General features: G+C 59.6%; 19 protein-coding genes. 7 read left to right on the top strand and 12 right to left on the bottom strand.

What is annotated here, in order from left to right; all coding sequences use genetic code 11:
* Nucleotides 1–43: 43 nt before the first annotated feature.
* Both CAI21_RS18430 and CAI21_RS23355 read left to right on the top strand, forming a co-directional pair.
* Nucleotides 44–949, top strand: coding sequence for a serine hydrolase (locus CAI21_RS18430; RefSeq protein WP_116303643.1), 906 nt, complete (start codon nucleotides 44–46; stop codon nucleotides 947–949).
* Nucleotides 946–1,083: a hypothetical protein gene (locus CAI21_RS23355; RefSeq protein ID WP_181919527.1), complete on the top strand. Its 138-nt coding sequence runs from the start codon at nucleotides 946–948 to the stop codon at nucleotides 1,081–1,083. The genes CAI21_RS18430 and CAI21_RS23355 overlap by 4 nt, the downstream gene beginning before the upstream one ends.
* A 70-nt stretch (nucleotides 1,084–1,153) precedes the next feature.
* Here CAI21_RS23355 and CAI21_RS18425 read toward each other — a convergent pair whose 3' ends face one another.
* From CAI21_RS18425 to CAI21_RS18410, 4 genes are all read right to left on the bottom strand, one after another.
* The gene (locus CAI21_RS18425) at nucleotides 1,154–1,588 is read right to left on the bottom strand and encodes a hypothetical protein (RefSeq protein ID WP_116303642.1); all 435 of its coding nucleotides are present in this window, start codon (nucleotides 1,586–1,588) and stop codon (nucleotides 1,154–1,156) included.
* 32 nt (nucleotides 1,589–1,620) lie between these two features.
* Nucleotides 1,621–2,154: a gamma-glutamylcyclotransferase family protein gene (locus CAI21_RS18420; RefSeq protein WP_116303641.1), complete on the bottom strand. Its 534-nt coding sequence runs from the start codon at nucleotides 2,152–2,154 to the stop codon at nucleotides 1,621–1,623.
* A gap of 113 nt (nucleotides 2,155–2,267) precedes the next feature.
* The gene (locus CAI21_RS18415; RefSeq protein WP_116303640.1) at nucleotides 2,268–2,744 is read right to left on the bottom strand and encodes a hypothetical protein; all 477 of its coding nucleotides are present in this window, start codon (nucleotides 2,742–2,744) and stop codon (nucleotides 2,268–2,270) included.
* A 108-nt stretch (nucleotides 2,745–2,852) separates the two neighbouring features.
* On the bottom strand, nucleotides 2,853–4,076 hold the full coding sequence (locus tag CAI21_RS18410; protein WP_116303639.1) for a multidrug effflux MFS transporter: 1,224 nt from the start codon (nucleotides 4,074–4,076) through the stop codon (nucleotides 2,853–2,855).
* 167 nt (nucleotides 4,077–4,243) lie between these two features.
* On the opposite strand from CAI21_RS18410, the gene CAI21_RS18405 reads away from it, so the two are divergent.
* The 3 genes from CAI21_RS18405 to CAI21_RS18395 all read left to right on the top strand — a co-directional run bounded on the left by CAI21_RS18405 (nucleotide 4,244) and on the right by CAI21_RS18395 (nucleotide 7,543).
* On the top strand, nucleotides 4,244–4,642 hold the full coding sequence (locus CAI21_RS18405) for a glutaredoxin family protein (RefSeq protein WP_116303638.1): 399 nt from the start codon (nucleotides 4,244–4,246) through the stop codon (nucleotides 4,640–4,642).
* A 171-nt stretch (nucleotides 4,643–4,813) separates the two neighbouring features.
* Complete coding sequence (locus CAI21_RS18400) at nucleotides 4,814–5,782, top strand: alpha/beta fold hydrolase (protein WP_116303637.1); 969 nt, start codon at nucleotides 4,814–4,816, stop codon at nucleotides 5,780–5,782.
* Nucleotides 5,783–6,139: 357 nt separating this feature from the next.
* Complete coding sequence (locus CAI21_RS18395; protein ID WP_116303636.1) at nucleotides 6,140–7,543, top strand: MATE family efflux transporter; 1,404 nt, start codon at nucleotides 6,140–6,142, stop codon at nucleotides 7,541–7,543.
* Between the two features lie 14 nt (nucleotides 7,544–7,557).
* Here CAI21_RS18395 and CAI21_RS18390 read toward each other — a convergent pair whose 3' ends face one another.
* From CAI21_RS18390 to CAI21_RS18375, 4 genes are all read right to left on the bottom strand, one after another.
* Nucleotides 7,558–8,883: a type II toxin-antitoxin system HipA family toxin gene (locus tag CAI21_RS18390; protein WP_116303635.1), complete on the bottom strand. Its 1,326-nt coding sequence runs from the start codon at nucleotides 8,881–8,883 to the stop codon at nucleotides 7,558–7,560.
* Complete coding sequence (locus CAI21_RS18385) at nucleotides 8,862–9,233, bottom strand: helix-turn-helix transcriptional regulator (protein WP_116303634.1); 372 nt, start codon at nucleotides 9,231–9,233, stop codon at nucleotides 8,862–8,864. Before CAI21_RS18385 ends, CAI21_RS18390 begins: the two co-directional genes overlap by 22 nt.
* A gap of 134 nt (nucleotides 9,234–9,367) precedes the next feature.
* Nucleotides 9,368–10,114 (bottom strand): SDR family oxidoreductase, encoded by a 747-nt coding sequence (locus CAI21_RS18380; RefSeq protein ID WP_116303633.1) that lies wholly within the window; start codon nucleotides 10,112–10,114, stop codon nucleotides 9,368–9,370.
* A 154-nt stretch (nucleotides 10,115–10,268) separates the two neighbouring features.
* Nucleotides 10,269–10,727, bottom strand: a complete 459-nt coding sequence (locus CAI21_RS18375; protein ID WP_116303632.1) for a hypothetical protein — start codon at nucleotides 10,725–10,727, stop codon at nucleotides 10,269–10,271.
* 152 nt (nucleotides 10,728–10,879) lie between these two features.
* Here CAI21_RS18375 and CAI21_RS18370 point away from each other — a divergent pair, with 152 nt between their 5' ends.
* Nucleotides 10,880–11,779 (top strand): SMP-30/gluconolactonase/LRE family protein, encoded by a 900-nt coding sequence (locus CAI21_RS18370; RefSeq protein ID WP_116303631.1) that lies wholly within the window; start codon nucleotides 10,880–10,882, stop codon nucleotides 11,777–11,779.
* 247 nt (nucleotides 11,780–12,026) lie between these two features.
* Here CAI21_RS18370 and CAI21_RS18365 read toward each other — a convergent pair whose 3' ends face one another.
* The 3 genes from CAI21_RS18365 to CAI21_RS18355 all read right to left on the bottom strand — a co-directional run bounded on the left by CAI21_RS18365 (nucleotide 12,027) and on the right by CAI21_RS18355 (nucleotide 14,138).
* The gene (locus CAI21_RS18365; RefSeq protein ID WP_116303630.1) at nucleotides 12,027–12,671 is read right to left on the bottom strand and encodes a YdcF family protein; all 645 of its coding nucleotides are present in this window, start codon (nucleotides 12,669–12,671) and stop codon (nucleotides 12,027–12,029) included.
* Nucleotides 12,672–12,720: 49 nt separating this feature from the next.
* A complete protein-coding gene (rhuM, locus tag CAI21_RS18360; RefSeq protein WP_116303629.1) occupies nucleotides 12,721–13,749 on the bottom strand; it encodes a virulence RhuM family protein/type II toxin-antitoxin system death-on-curing family toxin in 1,029 nt (342 codons plus the stop codon).
* A gap of 86 nt (nucleotides 13,750–13,835) precedes the next feature.
* Nucleotides 13,836–14,138: an ArsR/SmtB family transcription factor gene (locus CAI21_RS18355; RefSeq protein WP_116303628.1), complete on the bottom strand. Its 303-nt coding sequence runs from the start codon at nucleotides 14,136–14,138 to the stop codon at nucleotides 13,836–13,838.
* Nucleotides 14,139–14,243: 105 nt separating this feature from the next.
* On the opposite strand from CAI21_RS18355, the gene CAI21_RS18350 reads away from it, so the two are divergent.
* Nucleotides 14,244–15,014, top strand: coding sequence for a molybdopterin-dependent oxidoreductase (locus CAI21_RS18350; RefSeq protein ID WP_116303627.1), 771 nt, complete (start codon nucleotides 14,244–14,246; stop codon nucleotides 15,012–15,014).
* Nucleotides 15,015–15,239: 225 nt separating this feature from the next.
* On the opposite strand, the gene CAI21_RS18345 is transcribed toward CAI21_RS18350, so the two are convergent.
* Complete coding sequence (locus CAI21_RS18345; RefSeq protein WP_181919526.1) at nucleotides 15,240–17,207, bottom strand: S8/S53 family peptidase; 1,968 nt, start codon at nucleotides 17,205–17,207, stop codon at nucleotides 15,240–15,242.

Raw genomic sequence — 17,207 nt, 5'->3', positions numbered from 1 at the left:
CAAACTCAGCGCAAGGACGCGCTAATGCCAAGGAGGGAATCTTATGCTGCCGTATGCCTTAGCTCTGACCCTTTTCGGCGCCGCGCTAGCGGCAGATCCTCAACCGGCTAAAGGCTGGCAGGAGGATCTAAAAGAAGCAATCGCACGCATCGATCGCAACACGGCTGGCGAACTCGGCGTCTACCTCAAACGGCGCGGCGACCAAAACGGCCTAAGTCACCGCGCCGAGCAAATGTGGTACCTCTCCTCCACCACCAAAGTCCCGGTTGCTATTGCCGTTCTGCAAGCCGTCGAAGCCGACGAACTCTCATTGGACGAAGAGCTCACCCTGCGCGAATCGGATTACGTCGACGGTGCCGGCGACCTACTGTGGGAGCAACCCGGCAGCCGTCATAGCATTGCCGATCTGCTTGAGAGAATGCTGGTCGATAGCGACAGCACCGCCACCGACATGCTCATTCGCCACCTCGGCGAGGACGAGCTCAACCGACACATCCGTACCGAGATCGCCCCCGAAGGGTTCTCCGCTATCACCACCATCCTGCAAGTGCGCTACGACGCCTATGCCGAACTACACCCGGACAGCGCGCAGCTATCGAACATGGATATCGTGCATCTGCACTCCAGCGCCCAAGGCGAAGAGCGCCTAGACGGTTTACTAGAACAACTCTCGGTAACGCCCGAGCATCTACAAGCCACCAGCATCGACGAAGCCTTCGAGCGCTACTACCAACGGGGTTTAAATTCCGGCACGCTGGAAGCCTTCGGCGAGCTATTGGAGCGCTTGATCGACGGCGACTTACTCACACCCGAACACACAGCCCGAATGCTTGAGCATATGCAGAATGTCACCACGGGAGAGGACCGCATCCAGGCCGGCCTACCGCCGGGCACCCCTTTCGCGCAAAAACCGGCACCCAAATCAGGCGCGCCTGCAACGTCGGCGTGATTCGCCCAAGCTCGCCCGAGGCCGTGATCGTCGCGGCCTGCGTTCAGCACTACGACGAGGTCGAAGACGCCGAGCAGGCGTTGAAAGAGCTTGGCGAGGCAATAGAGGAAGCGGGGCTAGCTCGCGCAGATTGACGCCACATTCCCTACATCGGAATCCGGGTCGTCGCTAATTCCCAGCAGCGACAACCGTCCACGGCCCGCACTACCGTCTTTCGTCAAAGCACGCGAGCGCAACGCAAGTCACTACCAGAAGCGACAGAATGCCGATAGCCAGTGGCTGGGTAAACTGCCAATAAAGGTAGTAGTACGCCCCTTCGGCAATAGCCCAGACGCCAACCGCACCGATGAGAGAAAAAATAACGAGCGTCTTATCGACGGACCGAAAGAGCCAGAACGCCAACCATAAGAAAAACAGAGTAAACACCGCCCGCAGGGCAAGTAGCAGCAGCACATGCAGTATCAGATAAACATCCGAGACCCCCGCATCGCGCACCCAGGAAAAAACGTAATCCTCGTGTAGCGAGAAAAACGCATCCAGCAAATGCAGCAAAAAGCCAGGAGCCAGCATAGCTCCCAGCAGGCTCAACGCCACAGCGCCCAGGGTTGCCCCCTGCGCTCGCTGCTTAATTCCGCTCATAGTCCCTCGCAGACAACGCCGTCGGAGAGCGTTTACTCCGGCAAGACGAATGCCTCGGCATTCATCGCCCGGCAACGCTCGACAAGGCCCTGATTAAGCCGGGCCCGCTCCGGATCAGGATCTGCCACTGCCGGCACAGAATCAAGCATACTCCGATACCCTCCCGGTAAGCACAAATACCGCGCACCTTCCGCCACCAAGTCGCGGTACCAGGTATAAGGCGGAAGATCGCCGTTTTGATAGGCCGGCGCGGCAATATAGGTAAACACCCGATAGCGCTGTGTCTCGCCCTCGACATCCAGCGTATGCTGCAAGTAACGAACGCCGAGACCTTCCGCTTTATCCAGATGATGTTTTTCCGACAAATCCAGCGTATAAACCGCACCATACACCCGCTGCTCGCCGCAGGCGGTAATCGTACACTTCCCGGAGCCATCCCCACCCAGCTTATCGAAGCTCAATCGATAGCCCGGCAAACGCGCCACCCCCACTAAACGCGCCGACGGCACCCGCGCCTGCAAACGCACCGGATGCAGATTGGAACCATAGGCAAAGTAATACTGCATGCCGTTCCCTTATAGACAAAGATGGAATAGAAAAAGAAGAACGACAGTGTAACGGGGCCGGACGGCACTAGGCTGCGACAACGGTAGCACTGAGCGCCGTTCGCCCGCCGCCGCTAAGCCGACTTACGCATCTCGCGGCGGTCGATGCCGTATAGCCACAGCACAGCCACCGCTAGCGCCGGCAATATGTAGGAAGCATCCAACAGAATGATTTCAAAGCTGATTTCGCTGTAAAGCAGCATGTTCGACAGCGGCTGACCGACAAACAAGGCGATGACGAAGGCAGTCAACACCCGCCTTCGATCACAAGGGCGAAACACCGCCAACACGGCCCAGAGCAATACGCCGGCCACTATCCCCAACGCCAGCCAAGTAGATATCAGGTGCCCCCAGTAGGCCCATTCGCCAGAAACAGAAGCGTGCCCCGACAAAGGAATAAGCAGTTGCTGTTGCAAAGGCGAATGCCAATAAACCCACCCCGGCACCACCATATGCAAGCCCCAGTACACCGCAATAGCGACCACGGCCGCCCAAACCGTACGAGCTCGTCCAGCGCTTGCCGCCGACGCCCCGGTTTCACTACCCCCCATAGTTCAACCCCTACGCTATTGTTAAGAAACTCACGCAGCTCCTTTGCCCCCGCACAGCTTACGCAGCCGCCAGCGGCCTGCCAAGGCCCAGCCGCGCTCGAACGTTCCTTATCGTTGCGCAGCGGCAAACGCCAGTAACGCAAGCACCGCGCAAGCCCCCATCACGATCACCATCGGCCACGCCGACGCCGCCAGCAACGCCCCAACCAAGGGTGCCACCAATGCGCCAAAGCCCATTTGCACGCTACCGGACAAGCCCGAAGCCGCACCGGCGATCTGCGGCTTGACGCTCACGGCACCGGCCACCCCGCTTGGAATCACCAAACCGTTGCCGATACCCACCACGAACATAGGCCCGAACAAAGCCGCCGGATGCAACCAGCCCAGCGCAAGCATGACCATCATCGCCGCCACTCCGGCAGCGATCACCAGACACCCCCTTAATACGAGCCGATCGGCCCCGTAGCGATGAGCAAAGCGGCCGGAGAGGAAGTTACCGACCATGTAACCCGCCGGTACCAAGGCAAAGTACAAGCCGTACTCCAGCGGGCTACGCCCCATTTGCTCGATAGTCACGAACGACGCCCCGGCGACGAAACAAAAGAATACCGCCGTGCTGAAACCGGTCGTCAACGCATACCCCCAGAACACCCGCGAGCGCGCCAGCTCGCCGTACTCGCGCAGCATCTGCGCCACGGAACGCTCCGCCCCGCGCTGTGGATTGGTCTCGTACAACAAGCGGAAAGCCGCCAGCAACGCTACGCCGCCGAACAGGAGCAAGAACACAAACGAGGCGCGCCAACCGTAAATCGCCTCTAAGCCGCCGCCGATCGACGGCGCCAGCATCGGCGCAACAGCCATTCCCATTGTGACGTAGCCGATCATGCTCGCGGCCTGATCGCGCCCGTACAGATCCCGCACTGCCGCTCGGCTCAATACGATCCCGGCACAACCGCCCAACGCCTGAACCACCCGGCCGAACAGCAATACCCCAATGTTCGGCGCCAATAAACAGATCACCGTGCCGACGATAAAAGCGCTCAACCCCGCCAATAACACCGGCCGCCGCCCGAAATAGTCCGACAAGGGGCCGAGCACCAACTGCCCGACCGCAACCGCCGCCAGATACAAAGACAAAGTGAGCTGAATGGTCGCGAAATCGACCTCAAAGGCCTGCGCCATACCCGGCATGGAAGGCAGGTAGACATTGATCCCCAACGGGCTGGTGGCCGCCACGGCGATCAGCATCGCCACGAACGTCCAGCGCGGCGGCTCGAATACCTCCTGTGAGGCCTCTTCCTCGCGCTCCACCGTGTCCGCTGCACCGCTCATAGAATCACCACCATTCCAACCATCTCCTAGGCTGAGCCGCATGGCCCAGCAACCGCCCTGTTGCAAACAGGGGCCGCAGTATAACGTGCCCAGCCGATAGTCACGCCGACCCAATTCCGGTATGGTCCGCCCCAACGATCATCCGCAACGGAGACGACACGAACCCTATGCGAATCATTATCCGTTTATTCTTCCGCGCCATCCGGCTAATCCTCACGCCAATCGTGCTGATAGCGGAAAAACTCACCACGCCCAAACCCAAACCACGCACCGAAGCCGAGCAAACCGCACTCGACCGGGCGGCAAAGAAACTAGCCCTTTACCAATTCCGCGCCTGCCCGTTCTGCATCAAGGTTCGGAAAGAAATCGTCCGGCTGGGTCTGCCGATAGAAATGCGCGACGCACAGCACGATGCCACCCACCGCGCCGCACTCGAAACGGGCGGCGGTCGCGTTAAAGTCCCCTGTTTACGTATCGAACATGAGGACGGTCGGCACGAATGGCTCTACGAATCCGACGCCATTAAGGCTTGGCTACAGGAACGCTACGAAGACGTCGCCGCGTAATAAGCTGTTGGGCCGCAAGGCCCAACAAACCCCGCCCGACTCTCTAACGCCTCCGAAAACATTCCCAGCGGCACCGACGCAAAACCTTCCCATGGCGCAAGTCACCACGGCGTGCGAAACTGGATAACAAATAAAAACGCAACAGCGACATCTTGAGGAGACCCGAACCCGATGTACACCGTTGACGATATCGCCCTTCAGCACCACACCATCACTGGGCTTCGCACTCGTATCGCCGAACTCGGCGAAGGCCCGACAGTGCTATTCGTTCATGGTTGGCCCGAGTGCTGGTATTCCTGGCGGCATCAGATGGTGGCACTGGCCAACGCCGGGTACCGCACGCTGGCCCCCGACATGCCCGGTTTCGCCGGCACCGACCCGCTACCCGCCATGGAAGACTACAACATCGAGCGAATCAGCGCCTTTCTATTGGAGCTGATCGACACCAGGGCCGACGCTCCCATAATTCTCGTCGGGCACGACTGGGGCGCCTCCAATTGCTGGAACTTCACACTGCGCCACCCGGAAGCGGTATCCAAACTCGTCACCATGAGCGTACCGCTAGCCGCCCGCGCCGACCGTCCGCCGATGGAGCGGATGCGCGAGCTGTTCGGCGAAAACTTCTTCTATCAGCTGTATTTCCAAAAGCCTGGCATCGCCGACGCCGAGTTCGACGCCGACCCTCACGGCATCCTCAGCAGACTCTACTGCTCGCCGGACACCCCGCGGGAACCTCCCGTGCTTGGGCCATTAGCCTCCGAAGGCGGCGGTTGGATCGACCGCCTAGGCAAACCGAAGGAAATGCCGGCTTGGCTGTCGGAACAAGACCTCGCCTACTATATCGACACCTACCGCAGCAGCGGCTTCACCGGCGGCCTCAACTACTACCGCAACCTCGATCGCAACTGGGAGCTAATGCGCCCCTACGATGACCGCATAATCACCTGCCCCGTGCTGTTCCTCTCCGGCAGCGACGACAGTGCGACCCGCAAAGCTCCGCGGGAGAAACTGGAGAAATTAATGGCCAACCGCGTGCCTAGCCTCCGCATACGTGTCCTGCCCAACATCGGTCACTGGATACAACAGGAAGCCGCCGATGACGTGAATCAGGAATTGCTGGATTTCGTAAGGAAGCGCTGAAGGAGCCTTACGGTTTTGAGGCGCGCAGCATAAAGCATGAACTTTGCGACGATTAGCGCTCGGCTAAGCCCCAATGCCAGCCTATCGCTGGTCGGCCGGCACACGCTCCGGCCGACCGTTGCCTAGTACGCCTTCATTTCTTCTAAACCCGCCCACATCTACCACCGCATCCGCAAAAATTCGGCCCTGTTTACGATGTAGTGCACTACATCGTGGCTTGACGTTTTTTGTGCTTGTGCGGCCGCCACATCAGCGTGTAGATTTCACGCTCCGATAGTAACTTACAGCACTGTCGCCGCTTGTTTGGCCCTTGCGGAGCGACCCTCTATCGGCAACCCCTTTGGAGCTGTTTCGCCCATGAGCCGCACGTCCCACGCTTCCGTGGCCGATAAGCCGTTATTCAGGCTGACCTGGCCTATTTTTATCGAACTGGCGCTGGTCTTTATGATCGGCATCGTCGATATATGGTTTCTGAGCCAGGTGTCGACCACCGCCGCGGCCGGCGTGGGGGCGATACTGGGCGTGACCGCGCTGGCGATCATGTTTTTCACCAGCCTGGCTCAAGCAGGTACCAGCGTGGCCTCACAGCGGCTCGGCGCGGGCGATTTCACAATGCTCGGCCCGACCTACGCGGCCCTGGTTATCCTGGCACTCCTAATCGGCCTGATCGCAGGAGGCGTGCTTTATCTGGCCGCACCCGCAATAGCGGCTATTTTAGGCTTGCAAGGCGAGATGGCCGCGCTTGCCGTTGCCTATCTACGCGTGCTCTCCCCCGCTCTGTTTCTGCTTTCGCTACGCTTTGCCTTTAGCGCCATCATCGCCTCCCAGGGCCAAACGCAGTGGAATATGCGGATTGCGTTGGTCATGAATGTGGTCAACCTCACGCTCAATTATTTCTTGGTCTTCGGCCATTGGGGCGTTCCGGCGCTAGGGGTTCAGGGCGTGGCGCTGGCGAGCGCGGTGAGCTGGGCGGTGTCGTTCGGCATTGCGGCTTGGGTCTGCCGCTCAAAACTCCAGGCTAAGTTGTCGTTCCGAGATCTGCAAGGGCGCTTCGCTCAGTTGACGCGTCCTATTCTGCGCATCGCAGTCCCCGCATCGCTGGAGCCGATTTCTTTCCAATCCTGCCAACTGGTGATCACAGGGCTTGTGATCGCGCTCGGGGAGACGGCGCTTACAACGCGGATATACGTACTCAATCTCTTAACGGTGAGCATACTGTGGTGCGTTTCTTTAGGGTTGGGCAATCAAATTAAGATCGCACACCTGATTGGCGCCCGCCGTTTTGAGGATGCCCATAGGCAATTGATCGCGACCACGCGCGTTGCCGTTGGCGGCGCCTTACTCATTACTTTCGCCCTGTTCCTGGCCTCCAGCCCGCTACTTACGCTGTTTACGGAAGACCCGAGCGTTTTGGCTCTCGGCAGCACGGTTTTGATGGTGGCCTTGCTGGCAGAAGTGGGCCGTGCGTTAAATATCGTCGTCGGCTCCTGCCTGCGTGCCTCGGGGGATGCATTCTTCAACTCTGCGATGGGCATCGTCGTTATGTGGCTAGGCGCTCTGCCGCTAGCCTATGCGTTCGGCATTACATTCGCCTGGGGCTTAGTAGGTATCTGGTTCGCGATGGCGCTCGATGAACTTCTGCGTGGCATCATCGCCTATTGGCGGTGGCGCAGCGGGCGGTGGCGCAAGAAAGGCGTGTATGCCGAAGCCGATGCTCGCAGCCAAAAGGAAGCCCGGGATCAACAACCGGAGATACCTTAAACGCCTCCTCTACGCTAGGCGCTGTAGCGACGCTGCTCGCGCTGGATTTGCGCTTGGAAAGAGGCCGGCACGTCGGCCTCTTCGGCAAAGCGCGGCCACTGAGCAATCGCAGCATCAACCTCCCGCACGATCCTTCGAGCTCGGGGCAGGGTAATACGGAAACGCTCGGCAACCGTCAGAAAATCCGCCAGCTCGATATCGCGGCGTTTGCCGTTAACGCTCATTTGATGCTGATTGGTCCACTGCCCCAAAGGGTTATAAGCATAGGTAACATCGTAGGCAGGCGATAACGACCACGCACCGGACTTGTCCATCAGGAAGGCAATGTTCTTGGTGTGGTCGTCCTGATTACGGGCGGCAACGTTAAACACCATTCGGCGAAACTGCTCTTCTAACGCATCCTTACCCAAGCCGAGCCGATCGATTACCTCCAGCGCCTGCTCGTATCCATAGGCGCCGGCTTGGTTAAAATCGTAATGGGCTATAGCGCAAAGCGTTTGCATGTGCAGTCGGCCGCCGCCGTCGGTACGGTCGAAACGCTTAGTCATAAAATGATAGCGACCGTTCTCCCGCAACAGACGACACGGCGCCATCGCAATACCGGCTGCCGTTGCCATCCGATAGTAGGCATACTCAATCAAGCCGAACCCTTGCGGGTCGGCCAAGGCTTCTTTATCGCGATTCTCGCGGACGCCATCGAATTTAAGTAACCAATGTTGGAAACCCGCCGGCGCTTTCACTTGGCCGGAGCGCACTTCGTTGGTAGCGGGGTTCCAGGCAATCACAGCCTTGGCTCTCGCACCGCCGGCGGATACCCCGACCTGAAGAATGTCGTTCATCGCCTCGCGGCGGCCATCGCCGTCGGCATCGCCAAGACGAATGTGCATGGACGCTCGGTTAGAGAGCACCTCATTGGCTAGCAATACAAGCTCGGCCACGTCTAAGGGCTCCGATTTCCGTTTGCGCGAGCCGATGGCCGGCCGAAATTCCAAGGCTCCCATACCGCGCGTGCCGATATAGCAAAGCCTCTCCACCGGCGTGAAGGAATCGACCGAACGCCCTTCCCGCACCAACCAGGCATCGATCAAACGATTACCGAACTTATCGGGCAAGGAATCGGCCAGCAAGCCGGGCAGCCCGTGGAAGGACTCGCGGTTGAGTTGCGGAAAGGTATAGATGCGATCGGACAAGGGCATGGTCAGCGGCGCTAACTCGATGCCGCTGTGGCGAAACTGCGGATCGTACTCAAACGCTGCCAGCCGGCGCTCGTCATCCCAACTAACGGCACCGATGCGGGCACCCCAGAGAATAACCTCCGCTACGAGTCCTCGTCCGGCCATGTCCACGCTCCCTTATTGCCCTCGCCGGCATCCCCTTCGCGGTCATAGCCCCGGGCTCGCTCGCGTACCCGCCCCCGCGCTTCGACCAAAGCTAGCGGACTCACCGGCGATTCCGGCACTAATAGATCAAGCCGGTCCAGCAACCCTAAAGCCCGCAGTAAACGCACCAAGCAGCGGCTGTCGATCACGTGGCCGTTCTCGACTTTAGATACCGTGCGCCGAGCAAGCCCAGCCTCGTGCGCAAGGTTTGCCTGGGTTTGGTTTCGATTAAGCCGATACCGCGCAAGCCGCTCCCCCAGCAACTGAAGAACGGCTTCGTCACTCATCGAATCGATGTCGTTAACGCTCATGTATACGCACCCAAATGGCGGCTTTTATCAAGAAGGTGCGCGATCACACGCGCAAAGTCAACACCACTCGACTAGTGCGCGCATTTAATCACACTAACCGCGAAAACACCCAATAACGAGCGTGATCGATCCCATTAACCTGGATAGTTCTCCGAATGGCGCCCCACTGAATTTACCGACTCGCCGCCGTCGACAAACAAAGTCTGGCCGCAGACAAAGGGGTTGTCGAGTAGGTAAAGCAAGGCCTGCCCCAAGTGCTCCGGCCGGCCTTGCCGGGCAGCTGGAATCCCCTCGACACGCCAATCCAAATAGTCTGAGCTACGCGTTTCTGCCGGTAACACCACCCCCGGCGCGATGGCGTTAACCCGAATCTTAGGTGCAAACTCCAACGCTGCCATACGCGTTAGCTCATCCAGGGATTTCTTCGCCAACAAATAAGCCGCATAAGGGTATTGATTGCGAACTACTTTGTTATCGATGATGTTGACGACGCAACCCTCTTCCACACTCTCGGCAAACCCGCGGATCAGCATAAACGGCGCAAACAAATTGACCCGAAACTGCTGCTCCAGCAAAGCCATATCCGTCTTGGCAATAGGCGCTGGGGCATAAGCCGAAGCGCTGTTCAGCAACACTGCCAAACCCGGAAAACGCTCCCGCGCCTCGGCAATTAAGGCGCTCGGGTCGTCACGTTCGAAATCGCATTGGAAAGTCTCGCAGTCCCGGCCCTGGGCACGGACTTTAACCGCCACCTCCTCCGCCGGCGCCTCGGAGCTGTTGTAATGAAGAGCGATATCGTAGCCGGCCACGGCCAGCGTCTCGACGAAAAAACGACCGAGCCGGGTCGCACCGCCAGTGACCAAAGCAGCGGGAGCAGTCATTAAGGTTCCTCGTAGCGAATAAATAATTGCACAGCCAGAACAAACCCATCAGGCTACCCGATTACCGCCGCGGAGCAAGCCTGATCAGCCTACGCCTGCTGTTACACCGACGTTCAGGGCTGTCGTCGGCCACGCCACCCAGCCCTATAAGGCCCTACTCGGCGGCTGCCTGCGTACGGCGGTCTTTGCGTAGCAAATCAAACAGTTCATTAGCCGACGGACGCGTTTCGTAAGGCATTTCCAGCCGGCCAAACTCGCACGCCACCGATGGGGACATATCCGTCGTCGTCCACGCAACAACGGTAGTCGTAATCATACGCAGCAAACCTTCATCGAACTCCACGCCTTGCCTGGAAAGGCTCTGCGTATAACGCTCGGCGTAAAGTTCCAGCACTTCCTGGTCAAGAAGACCGCCTAGCGGGAGACTAAGCAAATCCGCCGCAAAGTCCCGATACGGCTGCTCTAAGGTCAGGGGGTGGCGATGAAACGTCGTCTCGCAAGCTTTTGGATCAAGCTGCCCCTCGATGGACAATAAGCCATCGCGCTCGGCGTCCCGCAGCAAATTGTATAAACAGCATGACCAAGCAATGTAGGGACTGATATCCGCGCTCATAAAGGCCCTCCTCTCACATCAAGAACTGGAAATAAACGGACAAGTCCCTTGTCTATTCAGTTCTACTCAGCGCTTCGAGCGGCCACTGGCACATCCACCCGATAAGCGCCTATGCTGAACATAGCATCACAACGCAAAACAAAGGGTGAGCCATGGCTACAACATTAAGAAAATTGCTAGACGGCGGAACATTCTTCGAAGGCCCGCGCTGGCGCGACGGCCGCTGGTGGATATCGGACTTCTACAGCCATGCCGTCTTTACCGTCACCCCCGAGGGTGAAGCCACCCAAATCGCCGAAGTCCCGACACAACCTTCCGGCCTCGGTTGGCTACCGGACAACAGCTTGCTCATCGTCTCAATGCTGGATTGCCGCCTCCTCCGGCAAGGCACAGACGGCAAACTCGAGCCTTACGCGGATCTCTCCGCCTACGCCGGCGGTCACGCCAACGATATGGTGGTAGACGAACAAGGCCGCGCCTGGGTCGGCAACTTTGGCTTCGATCTGATGGAGCAAGAAGACCCGCGCCCCACCCAGCTTGTCCGCGTCGACCCCGACGGCAGCGTCACCCCCGTCGCCGACGACTTACGCTTCCCCAACGGCTCCGTCATCACGCCCGACGGTCGCACCCTCATCGTCGGCGAGACGTTCGCCAACCGCATGACCGCCTTCACCATCAACGCCGACGGCAGCCTCGGCGAACGACGCACCTGGGCGCAATTTGGCCCCACGCCGGAGCTCGGCCCGCAAGCGGAAATGCGCCAACAAATAAAAGTCGCGCCGGACGGCTGCTGCCTCGACGCCGAGGGCCATATCTGGGTTGCGGATGCGCTAAACGGCCGCTGCTTACGTGTCGCCGAAGGCGGCGAGATCGTCGAAGAAGTTGCCGCTCCCGAAGGCTTGGGCGTCTTCGCCTGCATGCTTGGCGGCCACGACGGCCGCAGCCTACTCCTTTGCTGCGCCCCCGACTCCTTGGCCAAACACCGAGCCGCTGCCCGGGAAGCCAGCCTTTGGGTCTGCGAAGTGGACGTGCCGCATGCGGGGCTACCGTAATCCGGCGTGGTACCGGCATCGTCAGAACACTTTGACGCAATGACCGACACCATCACCGAACCGCGGGCGAAGTTCGCCCGCCCCTTTTTAAGCGCGGAGCGCCACTTAAGCCGCTCCCGCTTGATCCAACGTGCCTGCCACAACGGTAGTCTGGTAAACGCTCGAACGCGGAGACCTTAATCCGGCCGGTTTGCGCACCTGCCGATCGGCTGTGGAGCATCGGCCCCGAGTAAGCGGTTCATCAAGACTACGGGCAGGTGGCCGCGCCGCTATCGGGTCGGCGCTCGTAGATGAGTTTGTCCCGCAGGAAGGCGTAGCCCTCATGGGCCGCCGTCAACGGCTTCCAGGCAAGCTGCGACACCGGCGGATTACGCCCGGCCAAAACCAGCCGCTCGCACAGCGCCGCATCCTGGCGGCAGGCATAACGCTGGCCGCGGCGCGCATGCAGACTGTCGGAAACCAACAACACACGCTCGGCTTCCGCCACATAAGGCCCGGCACAGGCGATGTTCTCCCAAGTCGAACGGGCTCGGCCCTCGACCACGATCCGCGCCTCGGCAACGCCAGCGGCCCGCGCCAGCGCCGCCATCGCCTCCGCTTCCGGATGCGCGTTCCGCACCGCCGCGCCGGAGAACACAATCCGCTCGCAATCAAAGCGCTCCACCAACTCAACGCCAACCCGGGTGCGAAAGCGCTGCACACGATGCGCCTGCCCATCGGCCCGGCTCGGGTAGCCCAGTACCAGCACCGCGCACGAGCCCACCTCGGCCAGCCCCGCAACCGAGCGCTCCGCCCAGCGATAGGCCGCTTCCGCCGCTATCAGCACAGCGACGGCGATAATAAGTACAACGGTGAACAGTTTTTCATTCTTCTCATTGCGAACAAAGAACATGGGAAGATGTTGGGCTTCGGCTGCGCCTCAGCGCCAACCTACGCGCGCCTTACACTGCAGTATAGGCTGAAGTTGCCGCGGCAGGTTCTTTTAGCAAGATAAAGTGCTCGATCAGACGGATCATCAACGTTTTCTGCTCCGGCAGGCTTTCCGCCACCAAAAGCGCCAGCGCCACCAGCGTATTGTCATTGATCAACTGCTCCACCGGCCGCGCCAGTAAATCCTGATTGCGGCGCAAGTACCAAAGGAACAAAAAAGACCCGCAGCGTTTGTTGCCGTCGGCCAGCGGGTGATTTTTGATCACGAAGTACAAAAGATGAGCGGCGCGGCTGGCCACGTTGGGGTAAAACAGCTCGTCGCCGAAGCCTTGCTCGATGGTGGCCAAAGCGGAAGCCAGGCCGTCACCGCGAAGTTGACCAAACAGCGCTGTCGCTTCGCCCTTGGCGATCAGGGTCTGTTTCAGTTCGCTGAGGGCGCTCAACGCCTCGTCCAGCTCGACCGGGCGCATACCCAGCTGTTTGACCCCGACCTCGTCCAGCGCCTGCTCGTCGTAGCCCTGCAGCAGGCTCCAAGAGCGGGCGTAGTCGCTGATAACACGCGCCACCGCTCCGCCTTCGGCCGACACCAGCCCCTGGTTGGCCAGCGTACGGCTGAGTAAATTCACCGCCTGCTCGAGCTCAACCCCGCGCTCGGCGAGGCGGCGCTGGTTTAGGGTGTAGCCCTGCACCAAGTAGTCTTTGAGCACGCGAGTAGCCCATTGCCGGAACTGAGTAGCACGCTTAGAACTTACCCGGTAACCAACGGATATGATGGCATCCAAATTGTAATGCTTGATGCGCCGGCGCACCTGTCGCCTTCCCTCTTGGCGAACAACTAAGAATTCCTTAGTAGTTGCCTGCTCGGCCAGCTCCTCATCCTTGAAGATGTTTTTCAGGTGCATCAGAACGTTTTCAGGCGTAGTAGCGAATAGTTCACCCATCTGCGCCTGACTCAGCCAAACGGTATCCTGATCCAGCGCCACCTCAAGCTGCGCCGTACCGTCCTGGCTGGTGAATATCCGGATCTGCTGCTCGGCCATGACGCTTTCCCTTAGCAACGATTAATCCCGTAGGCTGGGCCGTCAGGCCCAGCAGCCACCGGCTCTCAACCCATTATCCCGCCCATCTACTCCCGACATTCCGGGCTATCCTGGCAGCACTCCGCCAGCACGAACGTCAAGGCCTGCTGCAAGCGCGCAAAGTCCACTCGGCTGAATACCTCACGGCCTGCTCTCTCCTGTATCAACACGCCTGCCTGCACCATGGTGTTGAGGTGATGGGCGAGCGTGGAGCGAGGGATACCGATCCGCTCATGCAACTGGCCGAAGTTAAGCCCCGCCGGGCCACTGCGCACCAAGGCACGGAACACTTTCAAACGCACCGGATTCCCCAGCGCTTCCAGACAAGTAGCAACGTCGTTCAATTCCATGTGGCAAAGAATAGCCCGACGCTCTACACTGAGCAACGATAAAACTAGAATTCTAGTTTTATCGTTATATTTAATACGCACATACCATCTCAAGGAGAATCCGGCATGAGAAAGTCAGCCCTGCGCTTTGTCGGCGGCAACGGTCTGCTAGACCGTCGCACGTTTCTTAAAAGCGGCTTTGGCTTCAGCGTGGCGGCAGCGCTCGGTATGCTGCCCGGGGAGCGGGTGTTGGCAGGAGACGAACTGCGCAAGCCTACTTGGATGACAACCCTGGGCGGCGCCGACATTGCCTATGGCAGCCCATCGCCGCACGAGACCGCCGTCCAACGGCGACAACAGCCGGTCACGCCACAGACAGCAGGCTTTAGCATCTGGCACTCTCCCCTACAGCACCAACGCGGCATCATCACCCCCAGCGGCTTGCACTTTGCCGTGCATCACAACGGGATTCCGGATATCGGGCCCGAGCGCCATCAACTCCTGATCCACGGGCTGGTAGAACGGCCGCTCAAGTTCGACCTCGAACGGCTCGCACGCTACCCCATGGTCTCTCGCATTCACTTTCTGGAATGTGCCGGCAACACGGCGCCGAATGCGCTCTCCCCAACCGCCATGAAGGCCGACTGCCAGGAGTTGTTCGGCCAACTCTCCGGCTCGGAATGGACAGGCGTCCCCTTGTCGTACCTGCTCCGCGAAGCAGGCGTTAAGCCGGCGGCGAAATGGGTGATCTGCGAAGGCGCCGACGGCGGCTCGCACAGCCGCAGCCTACCGCTAGCGAAGTTACTGGACGATGCGATGGTCGCGCTCTACCAAAACGGCGAACGGCTGCGAAAGCGCTGCACACGATGCGCCTGCCCATCGGCCCGGCTCGGGTAGCCCAGTACCAGCACCGCGCACGAGCCCACCTCGGCCAGCCCCGCAACCGAGCGCTCCGCCCAGCGATAGACCGCTTCCGCCACAAGCAGCACGACGACACCAACAATCAGCATAGCGATTAGGAGCTTTCTCATTCTTCTCGCAGCAAAAGCGGCAAAAATGATAATTTAACAGCAAAACAGCGTGGATGCGGCAGCCCTCACCTGCCGCATCCACGCAGAGCCACTACGCCGGAAGCAAAGAGCCGAGCGTGCTGGAGACTTTGTCCACCACATCGTTAACCGCGCCGGCCACCGCGTCAAAAGCCTCCTCGATTTTCTCCTTGGCGTTCTCGAGCGCGGAGAGAATCGCATCACGAGCCACCCCCAGCGCATCCCCTAAGCTCTCTAAGGCGTCCGTGATAATGCGTTGAAACTCATCGCCCCAAGCCGTGATCACATTCACGCCATTCTCAAGGTTCGCAATCGCCGCCTCCAGAGCGGCCCGCGCTGGACCCGAGACGGAATCCAGCATGCCCCGCAGCGTATCAATCAGCGCGTTGACTACACCCTGCAGATGCCCACGCACCGCCTCACCAACCGCCTCGACAATCTCGATGCTGGTACGGATCAGCTGTTCGACCTCCTCAGCCATACGCTCCACCAGCGCCGCACCTATCCCTAAGGCGCGTTGCAGTAGCTCCCGCACCTCGTTGGCGCTAAGAATAGGACACATCATCTTGACTACGACGTCTTGGTGAGTCATGAGCGGGCGCGCCAGCGCAATGTTCAAAGGATTGAGTACTTGGTTGAAATGCTCGTCAACACCTCCGGAACCGAGCAAGGCCGGCACATTTAACACACCTGCCCCCATTCGCTGCGTGTCCCAACCCAGCGGTACACGGGCGCTCGCTTTGAGATGCGCGCGAAAAACGTCGATCAACCGCTCGCCGACGCGTAACCGTGCAATCAGTTCATCCCGACCGTGGTGCTGAAGCCAAAGCGCAGCGGCACCGGCGGTCAGGGCCGTCGCGTACGAGGTACCATCGCTGGCGCCGGTAACAGGCGTTTCCTCATCGTCCCAGTAGGCGCGGTTCACACAGGCACCCGGCGCTGCGATATCCACGCCACACCCCGAAGCGCTGATAAAGCGCGCATTACCGGTGTCCATTTTGGCATCCTGGCGGCTGATCGCTGCCACGCCGATGGTTTCGTTGTATATCGCCGGGCAGACGACCAACGGAAAGCCGTTGCCGGCTGCGGCAACCGGGATAATATTGCGAGCTACTGCAAACTTGAGTACCGACTGCAGATAACGCGAACCAAACCCGCCTAAACTCATCGAAATCACATGAGCGTTCGCGAGCACCGCTCGCAGAACCGCCTTGGAGAGAGCTACCCCGCCTACCAGCACTACGTGAGATGCGCAACGAATCGGTATCAGCTTGGCTCCCGGCGCCACCCCCAACACATCGCTGACGCCAGCAACGTCCGCTCGGTGGCGACTCATAATTAGACTGCCTGTCGCCGTACCATGATGCGGCGAAAGCGTCTTCACATCGCCCTCGCTCATCGGGCTGTCCAGGGGTTCGCGCGCGCTTCTAAACGGGTTGATCACGTTGAACTGGTTATTCAAGTCAAGGTTGACCACGTCCAACTCGGGATGCATCGTCCAACCCGTGTCCGGATGGGCAATAGTAATGCCGGAGCCATCCAAATGGGCCGGCAAATCGGGGGTAGCGACTCCAGGCCCTTCTCTCGTAGCACCAATCGATTGCAGATGCCAACCGGCATGCTCGTCTGCCAAAGGCTGGGTAGAACCGCCAACAAAGGAGCCAAACAAGCCGTCAAAAGGCAAATCCAGCGCGACGCTCTCCAACTCCGTGCCGTCCTGCAACTTGTACTTGAGTTCATTAAGACGCCCCTGAGTTCCATCCCCAAGCGCCGCTTTCAGGTCGTTGAATTCATGCTCGAGTTCGAGCACAAAAAACCGATGCAGCCCATACTCGCGGAACTGCCCGATCATAGAGCCGCCAACATTCGCCGGCAGCGAGAACAGCTCCGAAATCTCGAAAGATACGTCTTCCTGCGCCGAGTCTTGACCACCCCCGTTTCGGGACGGAAAACCTTGCACGCCATCCAAAATTCGCTCAATCCAATTGAGGGAGGGAGCACGCTCAGCCACGCTCACCGTCACCTTCTTGAAGGACGGCAT

Source organism: Alkalilimnicola ehrlichii (assembly GCF_003399765.1).
Lineage (GTDB): Bacteria > Pseudomonadota > Gammaproteobacteria > Nitrococcales > AK92 > AK92.
Note: the sequence above shows the minus strand (reverse complement) of the source record. Positions and strands in the feature narration are given on the sequence as shown.